Source organism: Streptomyces sp. NPDC053474 (assembly GCF_044544845.1).
Classification (GTDB): domain Bacteria; phylum Actinomycetota; class Actinomycetes; order Streptomycetales; family Streptomycetaceae; genus Streptomyces.
The window spans coordinates 268,341-290,232 of the sequence record NZ_JBITXV010000014.1 but is presented as its reverse complement, the minus strand read 5'-3'; the positions used below and the strand labels follow the sequence as shown (position 1 = coordinate 290,232).

21 protein-coding genes are annotated in these 21,892 nt (G+C 73.0%); 6 read left to right on the top strand and 15 right to left on the bottom strand.

The window, feature by feature from the left end:
- The first annotated feature begins 146 nt into the window (after positions 1-146).
- Positions 147-935 carry a ferritin-like domain-containing protein gene (locus ACIG3E_RS30905; protein ID WP_399622851.1) on the top strand — a complete coding sequence of 263 codons (789 nt, stop codon included), beginning with the start codon at positions 147-149 and terminating at the stop codon, positions 933-935.
- A 67-nt stretch (positions 936-1,002) separates the two neighbouring features.
- Here the strand turns inward: ACIG3E_RS30905 and corA are convergent, their stop codons facing one another.
- Positions 1,003-2,001 carry a magnesium/cobalt transporter CorA gene (gene corA, locus ACIG3E_RS30900; protein WP_399622850.1) on the bottom strand — a complete coding sequence of 333 codons (999 nt, stop codon included), beginning with the start codon at positions 1,999-2,001 and terminating at the stop codon, positions 1,003-1,005.
- A 62-nt stretch (positions 2,002-2,063) separates the two neighbouring features.
- Between corA and ACIG3E_RS30895 the strand changes: the two genes are divergently transcribed.
- The 4 genes from ACIG3E_RS30895 to mshC all read left to right on the top strand — a co-directional run bounded on the left by ACIG3E_RS30895 (position 2,064) and on the right by mshC (position 5,549).
- Positions 2,064-2,750: a histidine phosphatase family protein gene (locus ACIG3E_RS30895; RefSeq protein ID WP_399622849.1), complete on the top strand. Its 687-nt coding sequence runs from the start codon at positions 2,064-2,066 to the stop codon at positions 2,748-2,750.
- A 107-nt stretch (positions 2,751-2,857) separates the two neighbouring features.
- On the top strand, positions 2,858-3,448 hold the full coding sequence (locus ACIG3E_RS30890) for a DUF3090 domain-containing protein (protein ID WP_138958722.1): 591 nt from the start codon (positions 2,858-2,860) through the stop codon (positions 3,446-3,448).
- Positions 3,412-4,242: an SCO1664 family protein gene (locus tag ACIG3E_RS30885; protein ID WP_399622848.1), complete on the top strand. Its 831-nt coding sequence runs from the start codon at positions 3,412-3,414 to the stop codon at positions 4,240-4,242. Before ACIG3E_RS30890 ends, ACIG3E_RS30885 begins: the two co-directional genes overlap by 37 nt.
- Positions 4,243-4,319: 77 nt before the next feature.
- A complete protein-coding gene (gene mshC, locus ACIG3E_RS30880) occupies positions 4,320-5,549 on the top strand; it encodes a cysteine--1-D-myo-inosityl 2-amino-2-deoxy-alpha-D-glucopyranoside ligase (protein ID WP_399622847.1) in 1,230 nt (409 codons plus the stop codon).
- A 146-nt stretch (positions 5,550-5,695) separates the two neighbouring features.
- On the opposite strand, the gene ACIG3E_RS30875 is transcribed toward mshC, so the two are convergent.
- From ACIG3E_RS30875 to ACIG3E_RS30840, 8 genes are all read right to left on the bottom strand, one after another.
- A complete protein-coding gene (locus ACIG3E_RS30875) occupies positions 5,696-6,400 on the bottom strand; it encodes a hypothetical protein (protein WP_399622846.1) in 705 nt (234 codons plus the stop codon).
- A 74-nt stretch (positions 6,401-6,474) separates the two neighbouring features.
- Positions 6,475-8,229, bottom strand: a complete 1,755-nt coding sequence (locus ACIG3E_RS30870; RefSeq protein ID WP_399622845.1) for a S8 family peptidase — start codon at positions 8,227-8,229, stop codon at positions 6,475-6,477.
- Positions 8,230-8,523: 294 nt separating this feature from the next.
- Complete coding sequence (locus ACIG3E_RS30865) at positions 8,524-9,735, bottom strand: PAC2 family protein (protein ID WP_399622844.1); 1,212 nt, start codon at positions 9,733-9,735, stop codon at positions 8,524-8,526.
- 158 nt (positions 9,736-9,893) lie between these two features.
- Positions 9,894-10,565, bottom strand: coding sequence for a FadR/GntR family transcriptional regulator (locus ACIG3E_RS30860; RefSeq protein WP_399622843.1), 672 nt, complete (start codon positions 10,563-10,565; stop codon positions 9,894-9,896).
- A gap of 114 nt (positions 10,566-10,679) precedes the next feature.
- Positions 10,680-11,432 (bottom strand): ferredoxin reductase, encoded by a 753-nt coding sequence (locus tag ACIG3E_RS30855; protein ID WP_399622842.1) that lies wholly within the window; start codon positions 11,430-11,432, stop codon positions 10,680-10,682.
- Positions 11,425-12,054: a sulfite oxidase-like oxidoreductase gene (locus ACIG3E_RS30850; RefSeq protein ID WP_399622841.1), complete on the bottom strand. Its 630-nt coding sequence runs from the start codon at positions 12,052-12,054 to the stop codon at positions 11,425-11,427. Before ACIG3E_RS30850 ends, ACIG3E_RS30855 begins: the two co-directional genes overlap by 8 nt.
- On the bottom strand, positions 12,051-13,373 hold the full coding sequence (locus ACIG3E_RS30845) for an amidohydrolase (protein ID WP_399622840.1): 1,323 nt from the start codon (positions 13,371-13,373) through the stop codon (positions 12,051-12,053). The genes ACIG3E_RS30850 and ACIG3E_RS30845 overlap by 4 nt, the downstream gene beginning before the upstream one ends.
- Positions 13,374-13,410: 37 nt before the next feature.
- The gene (locus ACIG3E_RS30840; protein WP_399622839.1) at positions 13,411-14,202 is read right to left on the bottom strand and encodes a purine-nucleoside phosphorylase; all 792 of its coding nucleotides are present in this window, start codon (positions 14,200-14,202) and stop codon (positions 13,411-13,413) included.
- A gap of 188 nt (positions 14,203-14,390) precedes the next feature.
- On the opposite strand from ACIG3E_RS30840, the gene mtnA reads away from it, so the two are divergent.
- Positions 14,391-15,434: an S-methyl-5-thioribose-1-phosphate isomerase gene (gene mtnA, locus ACIG3E_RS30835; protein ID WP_399622838.1), complete on the top strand. Its 1,044-nt coding sequence runs from the start codon at positions 14,391-14,393 to the stop codon at positions 15,432-15,434.
- Between the two features lie 12 nt (positions 15,435-15,446).
- Here mtnA and mtnB read toward each other — a convergent pair whose 3' ends face one another.
- The 6 genes from mtnB to glpK all read right to left on the bottom strand — a co-directional run bounded on the left by mtnB (position 15,447) and on the right by glpK (position 21,857).
- On the bottom strand, positions 15,447-16,040 hold the full coding sequence (mtnB, locus tag ACIG3E_RS30830; protein WP_399622868.1) for a methylthioribulose 1-phosphate dehydratase: 594 nt from the start codon (positions 16,038-16,040) through the stop codon (positions 15,447-15,449).
- Between the two features lie 56 nt (positions 16,041-16,096).
- Positions 16,097-16,819 (bottom strand): acireductone synthase, encoded by a 723-nt coding sequence (mtnC, locus tag ACIG3E_RS30825; RefSeq protein ID WP_399622837.1) that lies wholly within the window; start codon positions 16,817-16,819, stop codon positions 16,097-16,099.
- Positions 16,816-17,409, bottom strand: coding sequence for a 1,2-dihydroxy-3-keto-5-methylthiopentene dioxygenase (locus tag ACIG3E_RS30820; RefSeq protein ID WP_399622836.1), 594 nt, complete (start codon positions 17,407-17,409; stop codon positions 16,816-16,818). Before ACIG3E_RS30820 ends, mtnC begins: the two co-directional genes overlap by 4 nt.
- Positions 17,410-17,488: 79 nt before the next feature.
- Complete coding sequence (locus ACIG3E_RS30815) at positions 17,489-18,553, bottom strand: LLM class flavin-dependent oxidoreductase (protein ID WP_399622835.1); 1,065 nt, start codon at positions 18,551-18,553, stop codon at positions 17,489-17,491.
- Between the two features lie 115 nt (positions 18,554-18,668).
- Entirely contained in the window at positions 18,669-20,288 is a 1,620-nt protein-coding gene (locus tag ACIG3E_RS30810; RefSeq protein WP_399622834.1) for an FAD-dependent oxidoreductase, read from the bottom strand.
- A 30-nt stretch (positions 20,289-20,318) separates the two neighbouring features.
- On the bottom strand, positions 20,319-21,857 hold the full coding sequence (gene glpK, locus ACIG3E_RS30805) for a glycerol kinase GlpK (protein ID WP_399622833.1): 1,539 nt from the start codon (positions 21,855-21,857) through the stop codon (positions 20,319-20,321).
- Positions 21,858-21,892 lie beyond the last annotated feature (35 nt).

Below are 21,892 nucleotides of genomic sequence, written 5' to 3'. Positions count from 1 at the left end.
CCCTCCGGTTACGGCTCCGTTCGGCCCGCTGAACTCCTTCGTTCGGCGGAGCTGGCCCGTACAGCTGTTGCCTACTCCCGCACTCCGCATTTGACTCGTTCTTTGCGGAAGTCCGTGTGGTGCGTGACGGCATGGAGGTGCCTGGGATGCTTTCGGCCAAGAGTCTCTTCGGGGAGATCGTCGACAACGACGAGTCGTTCCGGCTGTTCTGCTCCATCGCGGCCAGCGGGGAGTCCCAGGGCGGCTGGGAGAACGGGCGCATCGCCGCCCTCGTGCCCGAGAGCCAGCGCGCCCTCGCCCCCAAGATCACCCGGCACGGCGCCGACGAGGACAAGCACGGGCGGATCTTCAACGCGCTCCTGCGCAAGCGCGGCCTGGAGCCCTGCGAGGTCCCGCCCGACACCGACTACACGATGCTCCTGGAGAAGCACGGCATCGGCCTCGCGCACGACAAGCTCCGCGCCGACGAGCCGCTGACCGAGCAGGACATCATCACGTACCTGGCGCACAGCCGGGTCACCGAGCAGCGGGCCGCCGACCAGATGGTGATGCTCCGCAAGCACTTCGCCGACCACCCGGAGATCGGCAAGGCCGTGCGGATGATCTCGAACGACGAGGACAACCACCTGGCCTACTGCCACGAGGAGCTGCTCCGATTCGCGTACGCGGGCCACGGCCGTGCCATCCAGCGCACGCTCCAGGAGACCGCGCACGTCGAGATCCGGATCTACCGCGACGTCAGCCTCGCCGTCATGGAGCGCATGGGCCGCATCCTCGGCTGGACGCCCACCAAGGCCAGGGCCCTCGCGGCGGGCGTCCACGCCCTGTACGCGTACGAACGCGTCGGCGGCTGGCGCAGGATGGTGAGCCTGCGGATGCCCGAGCGGCGCGACGCCCTGGGCGGTCCCGCGACCACCGCACCCGAATTCGCCTGACAGCCCTCGCACAGGCCCCGCACACGCCCCTCGCGCAGGCGCGCGCGTCCCGCCACGCGCGCGTGGCCTACAGCCAGCCCCGGCGCTTGAACATCCGGTACAGGACCACTTCCAGAACGGCCATCAGCAGGATCACCGCCGGATACGCCCACCACCAGGCCAGCTCGGGCATGTGCTCGAAGTTCATGCCGTAGACGCCCGCGATCATCGTGGGCACGGCCGCCATGGCCGCCCAGGCGGAGATCTTCCGCATGTCGTCGTTCTGCCGGACGCTCATCTGCGCCAGATGCGCCGACAGGATGTCGGTCACCAGGCGGTCCAGGCCCTCCACGGACTCGTTCACCCGCGTCAGATGGTCGCTGACGTCCCGCAGATAGGGCTGCGCCGACTCGTTCACGTACGGCACGGCGCGGCCGGGCGGGCCCACCCCGGCGAGCCGGGAGAGCGGCACCGCGAGCGGCCCCGTGGCCCGGCGGAACTCCAGGATCTGGCGCTTGAACCGGTAGATCCGCGACGCCGAGTTCCGCGAGCCGCCGCTGTCCGGCGAGAACACCTCCGCCTCCAGGACCTCCAGGTCCGTCTGGAGCTCCTCGGCGACCTCCAGATAGTGGTCCACGACGGCGTCGGCGATGGAGTACAGCACCGCCGTCGGACCGTGCTTCAGAACTTCCGGTTCCGCTTCCAGTCGGTGCCGTACGCTGCCGAGCGGCGCGCCCTCGCCGTGCCGGACCGTCACCACGAACGCGTCCCCCATGAAGATCATGAGCTCGCCCGACGACACCGTGTCGCTCTCCGGCTCGTACACCACCGGCTTCAGGACCATGAACAGCGAGTCCTCGTACACCTCCAGCTTCGGCCGCTGGTGCGCCTTGAGGGCGTCCTCGACCGCCAGCGGATGCAGCGCGAACTCCTGGGTGACCCGGTCGAACTCGTCCTCCGTCGGCTCGTGCACGCCGATCCACACGAAGGCGTCCCCCGCGGCGCGCGCCTCGTCCAGGGCGTCGGAGAAGTCCGCCGGGCCCTCGGTCCGGCGCCCGTGCTGGTAGAGGGCACAGTCGACGATCACGCTGGGCATTCTTCCCAAGCAGCACTGCTGCCGCACCCGCTCGGCGGCTTAGGCTGACCCGCATGCCCACGCTGATCCTCGTTAGGCACGGCCGCTCCACGGCCAACACCGCAGGCCTGCTCGCCGGGTGGACCCCCGGTGTCGCCCTCGACGAGCACGGCGCACGACAGGCCGCCGCGCTGCCCGGACGCCTCGCCGCGCTGCCGCTCGCCGAAGCCGTCACCAGCCCCCTCCAGCGCTGCTGGGAGACCCTCGCGCCGCTTGCGGCGGCCCGCCCGGACCTCACCGTCCACACCGACGACCGCATCGGTGAGTGCCACTACGGCGACTGGTCCGGACGCAAGCTGGCCGAGCTGTCCGACGAGCCGCTGATGGAGGTCGTCCAGCAGCACCCGTCCGCCGCCGTCTTCCCCGGCGGCGAGTCCCTGCGCGCCATGCAGACCCGCGCCGCCGAGGCCGTACGCGAGTGGAACGCGCGCGTGGAGCGCGACCACGGCCCCGACGCCGTGTACCTCATGTGCTCCCACGGCGACATCATCAAGTCCCTCGTCGCCGACGCCATCGGACTGCATCTCGACCTCTTTCAGCGGATCTCCGTAGAACCGTGTTCCATCACTGCGATCCGTTACACACGGCTGCGCCCCTTCCTCGTCCGCCTCGGGGACACCGGGGACTTCGCTTCCCTGGCCCCGCGCGCCGAGCCCGCGAGCGAGGATGCTCAGGTGGGGGGAGACACCGGCGCACCGTGAGACGCGCGATGACCGTGATCGTCGCCCGCAGTAGGGTTCAGTGCAGTTGTCGCGCCAAGAACATGCACGCGCCAAGAACATGCAGTCGATTCCAATGGAGACAGGACGTGCCCCGTCAGGTGTTCCTCTACGACCCGCCGGAACGCTTCGTTGCCGGAACGGTCGGTCTTCCCGGGCGGCGTACCTTCTTCCTCCAGGCGTCCGCCGGAGTGCGAGTGACCAGCGTCGCCCTGGAGAAGACCCAGGTGGCCGCCCTCGCCGAACGCATGGAAGAGCTCCTCGACGAGGTGGTACGGCGCAGCGGGGGCAGCGCGGCGGTGCCCGCCGTCGCGCCCACCGAGGTCGCCGACAGCGCCCCGCTCGACTCGCCCGTCGAGGAGGAGTTCCGGGTCGGCACGATGGCCCTGGCCTGGGACGGCGAGGCCGAACGGATGATCGTGGAGGCGCAGGCCCTCGTCGAGCTGGACGCGGACTCCGACGAAGACCTCGCGGAGGCCGAGGAGAGGCTCCTGCAGGACGAGGAGAACGGCCCGCCGATGCTGCGCGTCCGGCTCACCGGGGCGCAGGCCAGAGCCTTCACCAAGCGCGCCCTCGACGTCGTGAACGCCGGGCGCCCGCCGTGCCCGCTGTGCAGCCTGCCGCTCGACCCGGAAGGACACGTATGCCCGCGCCAGAACGGATACCGGCGGGGAGCCTGACCGCCACGGAGCTGCTCACCCGCGGTGAGCTGACCGTGCGCGGGCAGATCCGGCAGGCGTCCAACGCGGTGCTGTACTGCTCGGTCGCGCACGACGGCGCCTCGGTGCCTTGCGTGTACAAGCCCGTCGCCGGGGAGCGGCCCCTGTGGGACTTCCCCGACGGCACGCTCGCCGAGCGCGAGGTCGCCGCGTACGAGGTGTCCGAGGCGCTCGGCTGGGGGCTCGTGCCGCCCACCGTGCTGCGGGACGGGCCCTACGGCCAGGGCATGGTCCAGCTGTGGATCGACCCGCCCGGCGACGCCGCCGAGGGCGCGGAGCTGCTCGCCCTCGTCGACGGGGAGGAGCCCGGGGACGGCTGGAAGGCCGTCGGGTTCGCCGAGGTCGGTCAGGGGCGCACGGCGCTGCTCGTGCACGCGGACGACGCCCGGCTGCGGCGGCTCGCCGTGCTCGACGCGGTGATCAACAACGCGGACCGCAAGGGCGGGCACCTGATCGTGGGGGCCTCGCAGCGGCTGTACGGCATCGACCACGGGGTCACGTTCCACGTGGAGGACAAGCTGCGGACGCTGCTGTGGGGGTGGGCGGGGGAGAAGCTCACGGACGAGGCCGTCGCCGCTCTGGGGGCCGTGCGGGAGGCTCTCGCCGCCGAGGGCGCGCTGGCCTCGCGGCTGGCGGAACTGCTCACCGCGGCCGAGGTGGAGGCCACCCGGGCGCGGGTGGACGCGCTGCTCGCCGCGGGGCGGCATCCGTCGCCTTCGGGGGAGTGGCCCGCGATTCCCTGGCCGCCGGTGTAGGCCCGTCCGCGGGGTCGGGGCACCGGGGATGGTCCCCGGGGTCGTATGTGGACGGTGCATCCGGTTAGGCTCATGGCATGTATGCCTGGCCCGCTTCTGAGGTCCCCGTCCTGCCTGGCAAGGGCCGCGACCTCCGGATCCACGACACCGCGACCGGTGGCCTCGTCACCCTCGAGCCCGGTCCCGTCGCCCGTCTCTACGTCTGCGGCATCACTCCGTACGACGCGACCCACATGGGTCACGCGGCGACCTACAACGCGTTCGACCTCGTGCAGCGCGTGTGGCTCGACACCAAGCGGCAGGTGCACTACGTACAGAACGTGACCGACGTGGACGACCCCCTCCTGGAGCGGGCGAATCGCGACGGCAAGGACTGGGTGGAGCTCGCGCAGGCCGAGACCGCGCTGTTCCGCGAGGACATGACCGCCCTGCGGCTGCTCCCGCCCAAGGAGTACATCGGCGCCGTCGAGTCCATACCCGGGATCGTGCCCCTCGTGGAGCGGCTGCGGGACCAGGGTGCCGCGTACGAGCTCGAAGGGGACGTCTACTTCTCCGTAGAGGCCGATCCGCACTTCGGCGAGGTGTCGGGTCTCGACGCCGCCGCCATGCGGCTGCTCTCCGCCGAGCGCGGCGGCGACCCGGACCGGCCCGGCAAGAAGAACCCGCTCGACCCGATGCTGTGGATGGCGGCCCGCGAGGGTGAGCCCAGCTGGGACGGTGCCTCGCTCGGCCGCGGCAGGCCCGGCTGGCACATCGAGTGCGTGGCCATCGCCCTCGACCACCTGGGCATGGGCTTCGACGTGCAGGGCGGCGGCTCCGACCTCGTCTTCCCGCACCACGAGATGGGCGCGTCGCACGCCCAGGCCCTGACCGGGGAGCACCCCTTCGCCAAGGCGTACGTCCACGCCGGGATGGTCGCGCTCGACGGCGCCAAGATGTCCAAGTCCAAGGGCAATCTGGTGTTCGTGTCGAAGCTGCGGCGCGACGGGGTCGACCCCGCCGCCATCCGGCTCGCGCTCCTGTCCCACCACTACCGCGCCGACTGGGAGTGGACCGACCAGGTCCTCCAGGACGCCGTCGAGCGCCTCGGGCGCTGGCGCGCCGCCGTGTCCCGGCCGGACGGGCCGTCCGCCGAGCACCTCGTCGAGGAGCTGCGCGAGGCCCTCGCCAACGACCTGGACGCGCCCGCCGCGCTCGCCGCCGTGGACCGCTGGGCCGCCCGTCAGGACGCCGAGGGCGGCACGGACGAGGGGGCGCCCGGCGTGGTGTCGCGCGCCGTCGACGCCCTGCTCGGCGTGGCCCTGTAAGCACGCTTACGTGGCCCTGTAGGCATGCTTGCGTGGCCTTGTCAGCACACCCGTAGGCCACGCGGACAGACGCGAGCGGCGCCGGGCGGGAAGAACTCCGCCCGGCGCCGCCGTCTCACCGGTGCCTCAGCCGTCCGCCGTACGGATCACCTGGTGATCACGATGGCGAGCAGGATGCCCGGGTTGTTGGTGTCGTAGTAGCCGATGACCGGCTGCCCGTACGCGAACGCCTCCTGCACCTGGTCACGGGTGCGGTCGAGCGGGTTGATGAAGACGCGCCAGTCGCCGTCCACGTGCAGATAGAGCAGCGTGGCCTGGCCGGGCAGCGGCTGGATGACGTCCCAGAAGCTCTCCGCCACGTTGCCCGACAGGGCCTGGGTGGAGATCGTGGGCGCCTGCGCCTGCGGGACCTGCTGCTGGCCGAGCTGCTGGAGCAGCTGCTGGAACGGCTGCTGCTGGCCGAGCTGCTGCATCTGCTGGCGCAGGTGCGGCGGGATCTGCTGGCCCTGGACCTGCTGGCCCATGCCCTGCTGACCCGGCATCTGCTGGCCGATGCCCTGCTGACCGAACGGCTGCTGCTGGCCCATGCCCTGCTGGCCGAACGGCCGCTGCTGGCCGATCTGGCCCTGCTGCCCCATCTGCGGCGGCGCGGTGCTCGGGCCCTGCTGGCCGAAGGGCTGCTGGCCGTACTGCTGCTGCGAGAAGGGCTGCTGCGAGAACGGCTGTTGTTGGGACTGCTGCTGGAACGGCTGCTGCTGGCCGAACGGCTGCTGTTGGCCGTACTGCTGCGAGCCGGAGGGCTGCTGACCGTACTGCTGGCCCAGCTGACTCATTTGCGGGGTGGTGCTCATGCGGGTGCCACCTTCCCTCAATGGTCGGTCCGTTTGCCGTGCTTCGTGCGCTTGCCGTGTGTCTGGCGTGGTGTTCAGCCCGTGACGACCAGGCCGACGACCTCGTCGTCCGAGAACCAGACACGGACGTCGGGAGAACCGCCCGCGAAGGCGGAGTGCACCGCCTGGCGGGTCTCCGGGGTCGGATGGTTCAGGTTGCGCCACTCCCCGGCCACGAAGAGCCGCAGGCGCGGCGGGAGTTCCGGCGGATACGGGAGCAGCTCGTCCCAGTAGCGCTCGGCGCGGCCCGAGCCCACCGCCGACGGCAGCAGCTTGGTGACCGCCGCCTTGATGTCGGGGCGGTTGCCGATCCGCTGCGACGCCGGGCGGCCCGGCGCGTCCTGCTGCGGCGAACCCGTGGCCCGAAGGACCGCACGCGCGCGTGCGGACGTCATCGGCTGCTGGCCCGCCGCCTTGAGCATGCCCTGGAGCGAGACGAGCGCGCCGACCACGATCGGGGACGCCGCCGACGTGCCGGAGAACGTGTCGGTGTACCAGGCGATCTCCTCCACACCGCCCTGGAGGTCGCCCGGCTGGTTCCAGAAGCCGCCGGTCGTCGTGGTCTCGCGGCCCCAGCCCTGCGCGTCGACGCGCGCCCCGTAGTTGGAGAACGCCAGGCGCGAGCGGTCCGGGCCGTGGTCGCGGCCGTGCGTACCGGGCGGCGGCGCGCCCGCGCCGACCAGGACGGCGTCGGACGACGGGTTCGACGGGTTGAACGGGTTGCGCCACCAGGACGGGAACTCGTCCGGACGGCGCTCGTACCGGGCGTCGTCGAGCGACTCGGCGCCGTTGCCCGCCGCCCCGACGACGACGATGCCCTTCGCGGTGGCGTAGCGGACCGCCGCGTAGTCGTCGGGCCACCACTCGACGGCGATGTAGCCGCGCTGGTCGTCGCGGTCCTCGAAGTCGAACCTCGGTCCCGGCCGGTGCAGTTCGATGAGGATGACGTCGCCGGGCGCGAGCCGGTCCGCGGCCGCGTGGATGGTCGCCGCCGTGCCGCTGGGCAGGAAGGACGCGGCCGCCGTCACGGCGTCCGGCACGATGCCGGTGATGCCGAAGGGGCTGCGGTCGCCGCCCAGCACGCCGATCACGGCCGTGCCGTGGTTGCGCCAGGACAGGTCCTGGACCGGGGTGCCGATGACCACGCCCGCGAGCCGCGCGGACAGGTCCTCGTGGCTGAGCTGCCAGGCGCCTTCGATGTCGATGACGGTCACGCCGTCACCGCCGCCGCCGAGCCGCTGCCAGGCCCACTGCGCGTCCACGCCCTCGGGGGCCGGGCGCAGATAGCCCTGGCGGCCGGTGAAGTCGGGGGTGACCGGAGCGCCTTCCTTGCGGCGCCGGCCCTCGTCGGGCTCGCTGCCGCCGCCCTGCCGCCCGATGGCGCCGAGGGTGGCGGGGACGGCACCGGGCTTGACGTACGCCGTGTCGATGCCGGGCAGCGCCGCGATCCGCGCGCGCAGCTCCGGGGCCCGGTCCTCGCTGCCGCGCACCCGGTAGAAGAGGGTCAGGTCGGGCACGTCGTCCAGGGTGCCCGCCGCTGCCGCCTGGAGCCGGTCCTCGCTGCCGAACAGCGGCTCCAGGGTGAGTTGTTCGTCGCTGAGGAACATGTTCAGGGCCGAGAGGTCGGCGCCTGTCGCCGAGCGGACACCGTGCTCCTGGGCGCGCAGCCGGGCCTCCGGCCGTGCGACGACGATGAGTTCCTGCTCGGTCGCCCGATAGGTGAATCCCGCGCCGTCCGGTCCAGGGCCGCTGCCTCCCGGATCGTCGCCCTGCCGCACCTGGTCGGTCATCGCTTCACCGCTCCCTTCGGTTGCCGCACCCCGGGCGTTCGGTCGCTGCACACCCTGCTACCGCTCGGCCGGAACGTCCAGACCCCTTTCCCGCAACTGTGTTTGAACAGAAGTTGATGAGGGAACCGTGTGCAATTCATCGACAATCCCGTGTCACGTCGCAAACCGGCCAAAGGTCGCGAGACGGGTGGGGCGGGAGCACAGGAACGGGAGCGCAGGAAGGGGCGGCACCCACGTGGGTGCCGCCCCTTCCTGCTGCCGGGCGGGCCGGTGCGTCCCGGGGGACGCGGCCGCTCAGTCCTCGGAGGAATCCCCGGGCTCGGCGTCCGGCTCCGCCGGGTCCGGCGCGGTCGTGTCCGCGGCGGCCGGGTCCGAGGCCGTGGTGTCCGCGGCGGTCGGACCGTCCTCCGGCCCGGCGTCCGCGGCGCCGACCGCCTTGTCGCCGGCCTTGTCTTCGACCTCGGCCGTGTCGTCCGCCTCGGCCTTGTCCTCCGGCGACGGCTTCGCCGCGGATCCGGTGCCGGGCTCCGGGCCCGGGTCCGGGCGCGGCTGCGGCTTCGGCGGGCGGGTGCGCTCGCTGGGGGCGTCCCGCAGATAGGCCGCGCCCTCGCCCTCGGACGCCACGCCGCCGACCTGGCCGGGGCCGCCGACCTGGCCCGGGCCGCCCCCGTCGCGCCGCCGCAGATAGCGCTCGAACTCGCGGGCGATGGCTTCGCCCGAGGCCTCCGGCAGCTCCGCGGTGTCCCGCGCCTCCTCCAGGGACTGCACGTACTCGGCGACCTCGCTGTCCTCGGCCGCTAGCTGGTCGACGCCCAGCTGCCAGGCGCGCGCGTCCTCCGTCAGCTCGCCGAGGGGGATCCTGAGGTCGATCAGGTCCTCCAGGCGGTTGAGCAGCGCGAGCGTCGCCTTCGGGTTCGGCGGCTGCGAGACGTAGTGCGGCACGGCCGCCCACAGGCTGACCGCGGGCACGCCCGCGTGCGTGCACGCCTCCTGGAGGATGCCGACGATGCCCGTCGGGCCCTCGTACTTGGTCTCCTCCAGGTCCATGCTGCGCGCCAGGTCCGGATCGGAGGTGACGCCGCTGACCGGGACCGGCCGGGTGTGCGGGGTGTCACCGAGCAGCGCGCCCATGATCACGACCAGTTCGACGCCCAGCTCGTGGGCGAAGCCGAGGAGTTCGTTGCAGAACGAACGCCAGCGCATGGACGGCTCGATGCCCCGGACCAGGACCAGGTCGCGCGGCTTCTCGCCGCCGACACGGACGACCGAGAGCCGGGTCGTCGGCCACGTGATCTTGCGCACGCCGCCGTCCAGCCACACCGTGGGGCGGTTGACCTGGAAGTCGTAGTAGTCCTCGGCGTCCAGTGCCGCGAAGACCTCGCCCTTCCACTCCTTGTCGAGATGCGCGACCGCGGTGGAGGCGGCGTCGCCGGCGTCGTTCCAGCCCTCGAACGCGGCCACCATGACCGGGTCGATCAGCTCGGGTACCCCCTCGAGCTCGATCACCCAGGCCTCCTTCCGACGTTCTCCGCTAAGTACGCCCCAACCTTACGGCGTCCCACGGGGGCCTCCGCAGCCCCCCGGCGGCGCCGAGTGCCGGATCACTGCCCAGGTCAATCGCGCCTCACTCCTGTCGTGCCCGGTTCGGCCGCGGAGCCCGGAGCTCAGAGGGTGGAGCGCAGCCACTGCTCCACGCTCGCGATGTGCACGGTCGCCCAGGACCTGGCGGCTTCCGCGTCCCGGTCGCGCAGGGCGCCGAGGATCGCCCGGTGCTCGTGCAGCGTGCGGCTGACCGCGTCCTCCTGGGTGAGGCCGCGCCAGACGCGGGCCCGCGTCGTCGGCCCGGACAGGCCGTCGAGCAGCGAGCACAGGACGGAGTTCCCCGACCACTGGACGATGCCGCGGTGGAACTCCAGGTCGCAGGCCACCAGCTCCTCCACGGACGGCGCGCTGCCGAGGGCGTCCAACTGCTCGGTCAGGGCGTCCAGTTCCGCCTCGCTGATCCGCGCGGCCGCCATCGCCGTCGCGGCGGGCTCCAGGATGCGGCGTACGGCGAGGAACTCCAGGACCGTGTCGTCGCGGTGGAAGTCGACCACGAAGCTCAGGGCTTCGAGGAGCAGCTGCGGATCGAGGCTGGTGACGTACGTGCCGTCGCCCTGCCGCACGTCGAGGATGCGGATCAGGGAGAGCGCGCGCACCGCCTCGCGCAGCGAGTTGCGGGACAGGCCGAGTTCGGCGGCCAGCTCGCTCTCCTTGGGGAGGCGGTCGCCGGGGCGCAGCGCACCCGAGACGATCATGCCCTTGATCTTTTCGATGGCCTCGTCCGTGACAGCCATGGGGACCTCGCCTCGGTGAAGAGCAGCAGGAACGGACATCGGATGTCCGGTAGGTGAAGAGACATCGGATGTATCGGCTCATTATGTCCCTTGGAGCCTTACGGGGAACGGGGTTCAGCCGAAGCGTTCGATCCTGATCCGGTCCACGGGCTGGCCGCCCTCCACCAGGAGCCGCGAGGCGTGCTCGGCGAAGCCGTTGGAGCCGCAGACGTACGCCTCCCAGCCGCCCTCGGGCCGCCCGGCGCCGAGGTGGGGCGCCAAGTGCCCGGCGGTGAGGCGTCCTTCGGCGCGGGTGAGGATCACGTCCGTCTCGGCCCCGTACTCGTCGGCGTAGAGGAGGTCCGCGCGGGTGCGGGCCGAGACGAGCAGGCGCAGCGGCACGGTCAGGCCCGCCCGCCGGTGGTGGCGGATCATCGACATCAGCGGGACCACGCCGGAGCCCGCGCCGAGCAGCAGCGCGGGCCGGTCGCCGGGCCAGGCGAAGAAGCCGGACAGCGGGCCGCGCACCTCCACGGTGTCGCCCTCCCGCGCGACCGTGTGCAGATGCCCCGAGACCTCGCCGCCCGGCACGTGGTCCAGGGTCAGTTCGATCTCGCCGCTGTCGTCCGGCGCGGAGGCCAGCGAGTAGTGGCGCTGGGCGACGTAGCCGTCCGCGGCGGTCAGGCGCAGCATCAGGTGCTGGCCCGGCAGGTGCCCCTGCCAGTGCGGCACCTTGAGCCGGAAGGTCGCGGCGGCGTGCGTCTCGCGGCGGATCCCGGTGATCAGGGCCTGCTGCCAGTGGGCCGCGGCCTGCTCGCTCACGGCGATGCGCCCGGGCACCGCGAAGGCGGTCGGGGGGACGAACGCCCCCGTGGTGGTCTCAGTCACCGGCGTACCGCTCCTCACGCCACGGGTCGCCCCGGTGGTGATAGCCGTTCTTCTCCCAGAAGCCCGGCTCGTCGTGGTCGAGCAGTTCCAGGCCCGCGATCCACTTGGCGCTCTTCCAGAAGTACAGGTGCGGCACGACGAGCCGGGCGGGCCCGCCGTGCTCGGGCGGCAGCGGCGCCCCGTCGTACTCCCAGGCGATCCAGGCCCGGCCGCCGGTCACGTCGGCGAGCGGCAGGTTCGCGGTGTAGCCGGTGTGGGAGTACGCGACGACGTGCGTGGCGGCGGGCAGCGGGCCGCCCGCCCCGGCGAGGAACGCGTCCAGGCTCACGCCGCCGAAGCGCACGCCGAACTTGGACCAGCTCGTCACGCAGTGGATGTCGCCCCGGTACTCGGACGCGGGCAGCGCGTGCGCCTCCTCCCAGGTCCAGGCGCGCGGGCTCGCCACGAGCCCGCCGACGCGGAACGTCCAGTCGGCGGCCGCGAGCCGGGGCGTGACCTCGGCGGAGAGCACGGGCCAGGTGTCGCGGGCGTCGTACTGGCCCGGGGGCAGGCGCGGGTCGCGGTCGGCGGCGGGGGCGCGGCCGGTGAAGCCGCGGGTCGGGGTGGGGGGCGGGGAGCTCATGACAGGCGCGCGGGTTCGGCCGGGGCCACGGCGTCGGTCAGGGCGCGCAGCACGTGCGGTTCGTCGAGGGTGAGCAGGGCGCGGTCGCGCATCAGGACGCGGCCGTCGACGACGGTGTCGCGCACGTCCGCGCCCGCGGCGGCGTAGGCGAGCGTCCCGTAGGGGTCGTGGCGCGGCGCCAGGTGCGGCCGGTCCAGGCCGACGACGATCAGGTCGGCGCGCTTGCCCGGCTCCAGGGAGCCGAGCCGGTCGCCGAGGCCGAGCGCCCGCGCCGACTCGATGGTGGCCATCCGCACGGCCTGCTCGGCGCCGACCGCCGTCGGGTCGCCGCCCGCCTTGTGGACGAGCGCCGCGAGCCGGACCGCGCCGAGCACGTCGAGCGTGTTGGAGCTCACGGCGCCGTCGGTGCCGATGCCGACCGTGACACCGGCGTCGAGCAGGTCGGGCACGCGGGCGATGCCGCATCCCAGCTTCAGGTTCGACGCCGGGCAGTGCGCGACGGACGTCCCCGTGCGGGCGAGCGCCGCGATCTCCGCGTCGGTCAGCTCGACGGCGTGCGCGAGGAGCGTGTCCGGGCCGAGCACGCCGAGCGAGTCGAGCAGCTCCACCGGGCGCATGCCGTACCGCTCGGCGACCAGGGCCACCTCGGCCGCGTTCTCGGCCGCGTGCAGATGCAGCAGGGCGCCGTGGGCGCGGGCGAGCGCGGTGATCGCGGCGAGCTGGTCGGGCGCCAGGGTGTACGCGGAGTGCGCGAAGAGCACCGGCCTGGTGCCCGGGGCGGCGCTGCGGGCGGCCAGCCAGGCGCCCGCCCAGGCGAGCCGCTCCGCGTACGGGCGGCCGTCCGGCGGCTCTGGCACGTCCATGAACGTCGGGCCGGTGAGCAGCCGCCACCCGGCCTCGCGCGCCACCTCCTCGGCGGCCTCGTGGAACCAGTACATGTCGAGCGCGGTGGTCACCCCGCCGCGCACCGACTCGGCGATCGCCGCGCGCAGGCCCACCGCGACGGTCTCCGGCGTGAGCAGCTCGGCCTCGCGCGGCACGACCCGCTCCAGGAAGCCCTGGAGGGTGACGTCGTCGGCGGTGCCGCGCAGCAGCGTCATCGCCAGGTGGGTGTGCGTGTTGACGAGCCCCGGCAGGACGAGACAGCCGCGCGCGTCGATCTCCTCGGCCGGGGCGTACTGGGCGCGCAGGCGCTCGGCGGGGCCGACGGCCACGATCTCACCGGCGCGCACGGCGACGGCGCCGTCGCTCACCACGGTGCCGGACGCGTCGACGGTCAGGACGTCGCCGCCGTGGACGAGGAGGTCGATGGGGAGCATGTGGTGCGTGTCTCCAGGGTGCTTCCGGCGGGCGGTTCTACCGGTTTTGTCCGGTCTGCGCGGGGACGTCGGCGGCCAACAGGCGCAGCGCGTCCAAGGTTATCCGGGCGCCACGGGCGACTCCGTCGGCGACCTCCGACCGGTGCGGGTCGTAGCCGCCGGTGGCCTCCTCGTCGACCAGCTCGTCGGCGTTCGCGCCGTCCACGACGAGCGCGCCGCCCGCGACCAGGCCGCGCGTCGAGGCGAACACGTACAGGGCGCTCAGCTCCATCTCGATGGCGGCGACGCCCGCCCGCTCGTACGCGTCGGCGGGCAGCGGCAGGAAGCCGGGCTGGAAGGCCGCCCGCGTCCACACCACGCCCCGGTGGTGCGGGGCCCCGGCGGCACGGGCCGCCCGCTGCAGCGCGAGCACCGCCTCGGGCGCCCCGAACGCCGGGTACTCGGCCGGGATCAGCTGCCCCGTCACGCCGTCGTCGCGCACCGCCGCGTCCGCGATCACCAGGTCACCGGCCGCGATGCCGGGCCGGATCGCGCCTGCCGTACCGAGCCGGATGACATGCGTCACACCCGCCTGCGCCAGCTCCTGGAAGAGCAGCAGCGCCCCGGGCGCGCCCACGCCGTGCGAGGCCACGACCACCGGCAACTCCTGCCAGGTCCCGGTGAAGGTGCGGTACTCCCGGCGGTACGCCACCTCCTTCGCGTCGTCGAGGAGCTCGGCGACGGCCGCCGCGCGGGCGGGGTCGCCGACGACGACGGCGTACGGCGGCAGGCCGGTGCGGGGCAGGCCGGTGATGGGCTGCGGGGCGGGGGACGCCGAGGACATGGTCATGCGCGCTCCTGGCTGGGGTCCGGGGGAGCCGAGGTTCCGAGAGCTCCGAGGGCTTCGGGGGAAGTGTGCCGGGAGGCGGGCGCGGCGGCGGCGCCGGGGTGGCCCGACGGCGTCGAACTCACGTTCAGGACGCTCGGGTACGGTGGCCGCGCGAGCCGGACCCGCACCGCCACCGGGAGTTGACCCCCATGAGCAAGGCGAGCACCGAGGACCTCAGGGCCGTCGTCTGGACGGACACCGCGAGCGGCCCCGCGCTCTGTCTCGTCGACCAGACGGCCCTGCCGCACGCCCTGAAGCGCCTCGACGTCCGCACGGTCGACCAACTCGTCGACGCCATCGTGCGGTTGGTGGTCCGCGGCGCGCCCGCGATCGGCGCGGCCGGGGCGTACGGCGTCGCGCTCGCCCTGGTCCAGGGGGAGCGCGAGGGCTGGGACCGCGCGCGGGTCGACGCCGAGGTCGCCCGCGTCCGCGCGGCGCGCCCCACCGCCGTCAACCTCATGGCCTGCGTGGACCGCGTCGCCGCACGCCTCGACGAGGGCCTCGGCGCGGTGCTCGCCGAGGCGGACGCCGTCGTACGGGAAGACCTCGCGGCCAACCACGCCCTCGGCCGACACGGCGCCGACTGGCTCCTCGACCGCCTCGGCCCGGACCGGCCGCTGCGCGTCCTCACCCACTGCAACACCGGCGCGCTCGCCACGGCGGGCTGGGGCACCGCGCTCGGCGTCATCCGGGAGCTGCACCGGCGCGGCCGCCTCGACTCCGTGTACGCCGACGAGACCCGGCCGCTGCTCCAGGGCGCGCGGCTCACCGCCTGGGAGCTCGCCCACGCGGGCATCCCGCACCACGTCCAGGCGGACGCGGCCGCCGCCGGGGTCATCCTGCGCGGCGAGGTCGACGCGGCAGTCGTCGGCGCGGACCGGATCGCCGCGAACGGCGACACCGCGAACAAGGTGGGCACCGTGGGCATAGCCCTCGCCTGCGCGCACGCGGGCATCCCTTTCGTCGTGGCCGCGCCCAGCACGACCGTGGACCTCGCCACGGCGTCCGGGGCCGACATCCCCATCGAACTGCGCGCCGAGGAGGAGGTCCTGGAGTGGGCGGGCGTCCGCACCGCCCCCGCCGGATCGCGCGGCCACAACCCCGCGTTCGACGTCACCCCGGGCTCGCTGGTGACCGCCCTGGTGACGGAGCACGGCGTCCGCGAGGTGGCGAAGGGCGAGCTGCCGGGGTAGCCCCGCGCAGGGTCACCCGACGGCCAGGGCCAGCTCCAGGAGCCACTCCACGACCTCCGTGCGGTGCCGCGCCTGCCGCGGGTCGTCGCCCCAGACGTACAGCCCGTGCCCGGCCACGACCACCGCGGGCATCCCCGGCCGCAGCGCCGCCTCCATACGGTCCGCGAGCTCCGCCATGTCCTGACTGTTCTCGATCACCGGCAGGACCACCGCGACGTCGTGCGTCCGGTGCCCGAGCCCCTTGAGCATCTCCAGGCCCTCGAACTCGATCCCACCCGGCCGCCGCCCGCCCATCGCCACGGACGCCACGGTGTGTACGTGCACGACGGCGCCCGCCCCGGTGAGCCGCACCACGCGCGCGTGCAGCGCGGCCTCGGCCGACGGCCGCCCGGCGCCGACCGCGGCGCCCTCGGCGTCCGTCAGGACCACGTCGGCGGCGGTCAGTTCGCCCTTGTCGAGCCCGCTGGCCGTCACGGCGAGCCGTACGGGATCGCGGGAGACCACGACGGAGAGGTTCCCCGAGGTCCCGCGCATCCAGCCGAAGGAGGCGAACCGCGCGGCCTCCGCCGCGAGCACCGCCCCGGCCTCCCGCACACCGATGTCCAGGCCGGTCCCGGCGGCCGGGCCAGGCCCCGGTGCCCCGCCCACCCGCGACTCCACGCTCACGACGCCACCAGCCCCACCTCGTCGAACGACCCCACTTCCGGATGCCCGCCGACGCCCTCGGCGAAGTACGGCTCCCCGGCCCGGCGCACCCCGACCGTCCGCCACCCCGCCGCCCGGGCCGCGTCCAGCTCGCCGAGCCGGTCGGACAGGAACACCGTGCGGCCGGGCGGCACGCCGACCGCGGCGGTGATGGCCCGGTAGGAGCCGGGGTCCTGCTTGGGCCCCGCGTTCTGCGTGTCGTACCAGCCGCTGACCAGGCCGGTGAGCGACCCGTGCGCCGAGTGCGCGAACCACGCGCGCTGTGCCGCCACCGACCCCGACGAGTACACGTACAGCCGGATCCCGGCCGCGTACCAGCTCCGCAGCCGCGGCACCACGTCGTCGAAGAAGGGCGCGACGAGGTCGCCGCGCGCGAAGCCCTCCGCCCAGACGACGCCCTGGAGCGCCTTCAGCGGCGTGGCCTTGCGGTCCTCGTCGGCCCAGGCGCCGAGGACCTTCTCGATCCGCGCGGCGTCCGCGCCGGGCTCGCCGATCTCCTCGCGGACCTGGGCGACGGCGCGCGCGACGACGGCCTCGTGGGACCGCTCGGCCAGCAGCGCCCCGAACCGCTCCCGGGCGTAGGGGTACATGACGTCCACGACGAACCCGGTGGCGCTCGTGGTGCCCTCGATGTCGAGCACCACCGCGTCCACGGCGCCGGGCCCAAGCCCCACGCTCACCTCGCGGCCCCCGTGTGACCGGCGTGGATCGTGTCGAAGTCCGGGAAGCGCCCGGCGATGTCGCTGCCGGTGAACGCGGCGATCCAGCCGTCCTCCTCGTGGAAGAAGCGGATCGCCGTGAACGAGGGCGACGTGCCCATGTCGAACCAGTGCGCCGTGCCGCGCGGCACCCCGAGCAGATCGCCCTTCTCGCAGTACACGGCGTGCACTTCGCCGCGTACGTGCAGATAGAAGACGCCCGCGCCCGCCACGAAGAAGCGCACCTCGTCATCGTCGTCGTGCGTGTGCTCGGCGAGGAACTTCTCCCGGGCCGCCCGCGCCTTGTCCGGCCAGCCCGGGTCGTCGCTCGGACGCAGCGCGACGACGTCGACGGTGCGGAAGCCCTCCGCCGCGTTCAGCTTGTCGATCTCCGGTCCGTACGCGGCGAGCACGGTGTCGCCGTCCGCGTCGGCCGGTACGTCCGCACGCACCGGCCACCGCTCGTAGCGCACGCCGAGCGGCGCGAGCACCTCGGCGATCTCGACGGGGTCCGACGTGCGCCGGACGACGGTCTCGGGGCCCGCGTCGGGCCAGGTCGTGAGGAGGGTCATCGGTCGCTCCCAAGGGGCGGACTGCGGTGCGGGCGGTGGCCGGACTCCTGTGCGGATCGTAGCCCGGCCCCGGCCGCCGTCACGAGGGGTCCCACAGCCGGGACGGGGCCTCCCTGCGCACCACCGGCGCTATCTCCTCCGCGAACCGCTGGAGGGTCTCGACCTGTTCGGCGCGCGGCAGACCGAACCCGTCGACCGTGATGGACTGCAGGTCGTGCCGGTACACCTCGTGGTAGCCGAGGATCTTGTCGATGATCTGCTGCGGCGAACCGATGAGCTGCGGCCCGTCGGCGATCGCCTCCTCGATGGTGCGGAAGGGCGTGTTGTAGCCCGCCTTGCCCTCCAGGTGCGGCTTGAAGGTCTGGCGCACCTTCGCCTCGTACAGCTCCCGGTAGCGGCTGACGGCCTGCTCCGCGCTGTCGGCGATGAGCAGTCCGCCCGAGCCCGCCGCCACATGGGCGTCGGCGGGGTCGTGGCCGTACGCCTCGAACCGCTCGCGGTAGTGCGCGATCAGCTTCGCGTACGCCGCGCGCGGCTGGATCGCGTTGGCGGTGAACAGCGGATCGCCGTGCTTGGCGGCGAGTTCGGGGGAGTTGAGGGAGGTCGCCGAGCCGTGCCAGACGCGCGGCGGCCCCGCGTACGGGCGCGGCACCGTCGTGACGTTCTTCAGGGCGGGGCGGAACTCGCCCTGCCAGTCGACGTTCTCCTCCCGCCACAGGCGCCGCAGCAGCTCGTACTTCTCCTCCTGGAGGTCCCACTGGCGCGCCTCGTCGAGCCCGAACAGATCGAAGTGGCCCGCCTCGGCGCCCTTGCCGATGACCAGCTCCACGCGTCCGCGCGAGAGCTGGTCGAGCGTCGCGTAGTCCTCGGCGATCCGCACCGGGTCGAGGATCGCGACGACGGTGACGCCGGTCAGGAGCCGGATGCGGGAGGTGCGGGCCGCGAGCGCGCCGAGGACGACCGTCGGGCTCGACGACAGGAAGTCGCCCGCGTGCCGCTCGCCCACGGCGTAGGCGTCGTAGCCGAGCCGCTCCGCCTCGACGCCGACCTCGACGACGTCGGCGATCCGCTCGGCCGCGGGGGCCCGTTCCCCGGTCAGCGGGTGCGGGGAGTGGGAGATGAGGGACAGCACCTGAAACTTCATGCTTCACATGTACGCGCTGAACATTGCGGCGCTGTGGCGGTGGCGTGGCAGGTGTTCCCGGGCACGCGTAAGGGGCGGTCGCCATGGCGACCGCCCCTTACAGATCACTCCTGGGTCAGCTCTTCTTGCCCAGCAGGTCTTCGACCTTGCCGCGGATCTCGTCCGTCGCGAGGCCGCGGATCGTCAGCGTCGTACGGCGGCGCAGCACGTCGTCGGCCGTCTCGGCCCACTCGTGGTCGCGCGCGTAGACGACCTGCGCCCAGATCTCCGGGGCGTCGGGGTGGACGCGCTCGGCGAGCTCCGGGTTCTCGTTCGCCAGGCGGGCGATGTCGAAGGACAGCGAGCCGTAGTGCGTCGCCAGGTGACGGGCGGTGTCCGGCGCCATGCGCGGGCCGGGGGCCGGGCCGTCGACGAGCAGCCGGTGGGCGACCGCGCGCGGGTTGGCGATGCCGGGCAGCGGCAGCTTCTTCGGCAGCGTGGAGATCGGCTCGTAGTCGTCGCCCAGCGGGTGGCCCGGCAGCGACTCCAGCTTCTTCATGATGGTGCGGCCGATGTGGCGGAACGTCGTCCACTTGCCGCCCGCGACCGACAGCATGCCGCCGCGGCCCTCGGTGACGACCGTCTCGCGCTTGGCCTTGGAGGTGTCGCCCGGACCGCCGGGCAGCACCCGCAGACCCGCGAACGAGTACGTGATCAGATCACGGGACAGCTGCTGGTCCCGGATCGAGAACGCGGCCTCGTCGAGGATCTGCGCGGTGTCCTTCTCGGTGACCGAGACGTCGCGCGGGTCGCCCTCGTACTCCTCGTCGGTCGTGCCGAGCAGCAGCATGTCCTCCCACGGCAGGGCGAACGTGATGCGGTACTTGTCGATCGGCGTGGCCAGCGCGGCCTTCCAGGGGGCGGTGCGCTTGAGGACGAGGTGCGCGCCCTTGGACAGGCGGATGGAGGGGGCCGCGTCCGGGTCCTCCATCGCGCGCAGGTGGTCGACCCAGGGGCCGGTGGCGTTCAGGACGAGTCGGGCGTTGACGCCGAACTCGTCGCCGGACTGCCGGTCCTTGAGGTCGGCGCCCGTGACCCGGCCCTTGGTGAAGCGCAGGCCGGTGACCTCGGCGTGGTTGAGGACGACGGCGCCTGCCTCGACGGCCGCGCGGACCGTCATCAGGGCCATGCGGGCGTCGTTCATCTGGTCGTCGCCGTAGACCGCGACGGCCTTCAGGTTGTCGGTGCGCAGCTCCGGCACGTCCTGCGCCGCCTTGGCGGGGGAGAGCAGGTGGCCGACGCCGTCGCCGAACGCGGAGAGCGCCGAGTAGGCGAAGACGCCCGCGCCGAGCTTGGCGGCGCCGTGCGGGCCGCCCTTGTACACCGGCAGGTAGAAGGTGAGCGGGTTGGCGAGGTGCGGTGCCACCTGACGCGACACCGCACGCCGCTCGAAGTGGTTCTCCGCCACCAGCTTCACCGCGCCGGTCTGCAGGTAGCGCAGACCGCCGTGGAGGAGCTTGGAGGAGGCGGAGGAGGTGGCGCCGGCGAAGTCGCCGGCGTCCACCAGGGCCACCCTGAGACCCGACTGCGCGGCGTGCCAGGCGGTGGAGATGCCCAGGATGCCGCCGCCGATCACCAGGAGGTCGTACGCCGCCTTGGAAAGGCGTTCCCGGGTCTCGGCACGGCTCGGGTTGCCGCCGGCCGCCGGCGGCGTCCCGAGTGCCGAGATGACGGGGCCGCTCTCTAGGGTGGTCATGGTTATTGCTCCTCGTCAGCTGAGCTGTGGTCAGCTCTCGTCTTCGAGCCAGCCCATGGTCCGCTCCACGGCCTTGAGCCAGTTCTTGTACTCACGGGCGCGGGTGTCCGCGTCCATGCGGGGGGTCCATTCGGCGGCCCGGCGCCAGTTGGCGCGCAGGTCGTCGGTGGAAGACCAGAAACCGACGGCGAGGCCGGCGGCGTATGCGGCGCCGAGGCAGGTCGTCTCGGCCACCATCGGACGCACCACGGGCGCGTCCAGGAAGTCCGAGAGGGTCTGCATCAGCAGGTTGTTGGAGGTCATGCCGCCGTCGACCTTGAGGGCCGCGAGCTCGACGCCGGAGTCCTTCGTCATGGCGTCGGTGATCTCACGGGTCTGCCAGGCGGTGGCCTCCAGGACGGCGCGCGCGATGTGCGCCTTGGTGACGTACCGGGTGAGACCGGCGATCACACCGCGGGCGTCGGAGCGCCAGTACGGGGCGAACAGGCCGGAGAAGGCCGGGACGAAGTAGGCGCCGCCGTTGTCCTCGACGCTGGAGGCCAGCGTCTCGATCTCGGCGGCGGACTTGATGAGGCCCATCTGGTCGCGCATCCACTGCACCAGGGAGCCGGTGACGGCGATGGAGCCTTCGAGGGCGTAGACCGGCTTGGCGTCGCCGATCTGGTAGCCGACGGTGGTCAGCAGGCCCGAGTAGGAGTTGATGGCCTTCTCACCGGTGTTCATCAGCATGAACGTGCCGGTGCCGTACGTGGACTTGGCCTCGCCCTCGGCGAAACAGGTCTGGCCGAACAGGGCCGCCTGCTGGTCGCCGAGCGCGGAGGCGACCGGGATGCCGCCCAGGAGGTCGCCGAGCTTGCCGCCGGTGACCTCGCCGTAGACCTCGGCGGAGGAGCGGATCTCGGGGAGCATCGGCATCGGCACGCCGATGGACTCGGCGATGCGCTCGTCCCACTCCATGGTGTGCAGGTTCATCAGCATGGTGCGCGAGGCGTTGGTGACGTCGGTGACGTGCTTGCCGCCGTTCACCCCGCCCGTCAGGTTCCAGATGACCCAGGAGTCCATGGTGCCGAAGAGGATGTCGCCCGCCTCGGCGCGCTCGCGCACGCCCTCGACGTTGTCGAGCAGCCAGCGGGCCTTGGGGCCCGCGAAGTAGGAGGCCAGCGGCAGGCCGGTCTCGCGCCGGAAGCGGTCCTGGCCGACGTTGCGCCCGAGCTCCTTGCAGAGCGCGTCGGTGCGGGTGTCCTGCCAGACGACGGCGTTGTACACCGGCTCGCCGGTGTTCTTGTCCCACAGCAGCGTGGTCTCGCGCTGGTTGGTGATGCCGATGGCCTTGATGTCGTCGCGGGTGATGCCGGCCTTCTGGATGGCGCCGGCGACGACTTCCTGGACGTTGGTCCAGATCTCCGTGGCGTTGTGCTCGACCCACCCCGGCTTGGGGAAGATCTGCTCGTGCTCCTTCTGGTCGACGGAGACGATGCGGCCGTCCCGGTCGAAGACGATGCAGCGGCTGGACGTGGTGCCCTGGTCGATCGCCGCGATGAAGGGGCCTGCGGTGTGCGCGTCGGTCACGGTGTGCTCCTGAGGTGCGTCGTGGTCGGGTGGTC

Bases quoted from the DNA above. Each gene is read 5' to 3' on its own strand.
- ACIG3E_RS30905 (WP_399622851.1), top strand. From the start codon at position 147: ATGCTTTCGGCCAAGAGTCTCTTCGGGGAGATCGTCGACAACGACGAG.
- ACIG3E_RS30815 (WP_399622835.1), bottom strand. From the start codon at position 18,553: ATGAAGTTTCAGGTGCTGTCCCTCATCTCCCACTCCCCGCACCCGCTG.
- ACIG3E_RS30810 (WP_399622834.1), bottom strand. From the start codon at position 20,288: ATGACCACCCTAGAGAGCGGCCCCGTCATCTCGGCACTCGGGACGCCG.
- ACIG3E_RS30840 (WP_399622839.1), bottom strand. From the start codon at position 14,202: ATGACCATGTCCTCGGCGTCCCCCGCCCCGCAGCCCATCACCGGCCTG.
- ACIG3E_RS30875 (WP_399622846.1), bottom strand. From the start codon at position 6,400: ATGAGCACCACCCCGCAAATGAGTCAGCTGGGCCAGCAGTACGGTCAG.
- ACIG3E_RS30820 (WP_399622836.1), bottom strand. From the start codon at position 17,409: ATGACCCTCCTCACGACCTGGCCCGACGCGGGCCCCGAGACCGTCGTC.
- mtnA (WP_399622838.1), top strand. From the start codon at position 14,391: ATGAGCAAGGCGAGCACCGAGGACCTCAGGGCCGTCGTCTGGACGGAC.
- ACIG3E_RS30850 (WP_399622841.1), bottom strand. From the start codon at position 12,054: ATGAGCTCCCCGCCCCCCACCCCGACCCGCGGCTTCACCGGCCGCGCC.
- ACIG3E_RS30870 (WP_399622845.1), bottom strand. From the start codon at position 8,229: ATGACCGACCAGGTGCGGCAGGGCGACGATCCGGGAGGCAGCGGCCCT.
- mshC (WP_399622847.1), top strand. From the start codon at position 4,320: ATGTATGCCTGGCCCGCTTCTGAGGTCCCCGTCCTGCCTGGCAAGGGC.
- ACIG3E_RS30860 (WP_399622843.1), bottom strand. From the start codon at position 10,565: ATGGCTGTCACGGACGAGGCCATCGAAAAGATCAAGGGCATGATCGTC.
- ACIG3E_RS30885 (WP_399622848.1), top strand. From the start codon at position 3,412: ATGCCCGCGCCAGAACGGATACCGGCGGGGAGCCTGACCGCCACGGAG.
- ACIG3E_RS30895 (WP_399622849.1), top strand. From the start codon at position 2,064: ATGCCCACGCTGATCCTCGTTAGGCACGGCCGCTCCACGGCCAACACC.
- ACIG3E_RS30845 (WP_399622840.1), bottom strand. From the start codon at position 13,373: ATGCTCCCCATCGACCTCCTCGTCCACGGCGGCGACGTCCTGACCGTC.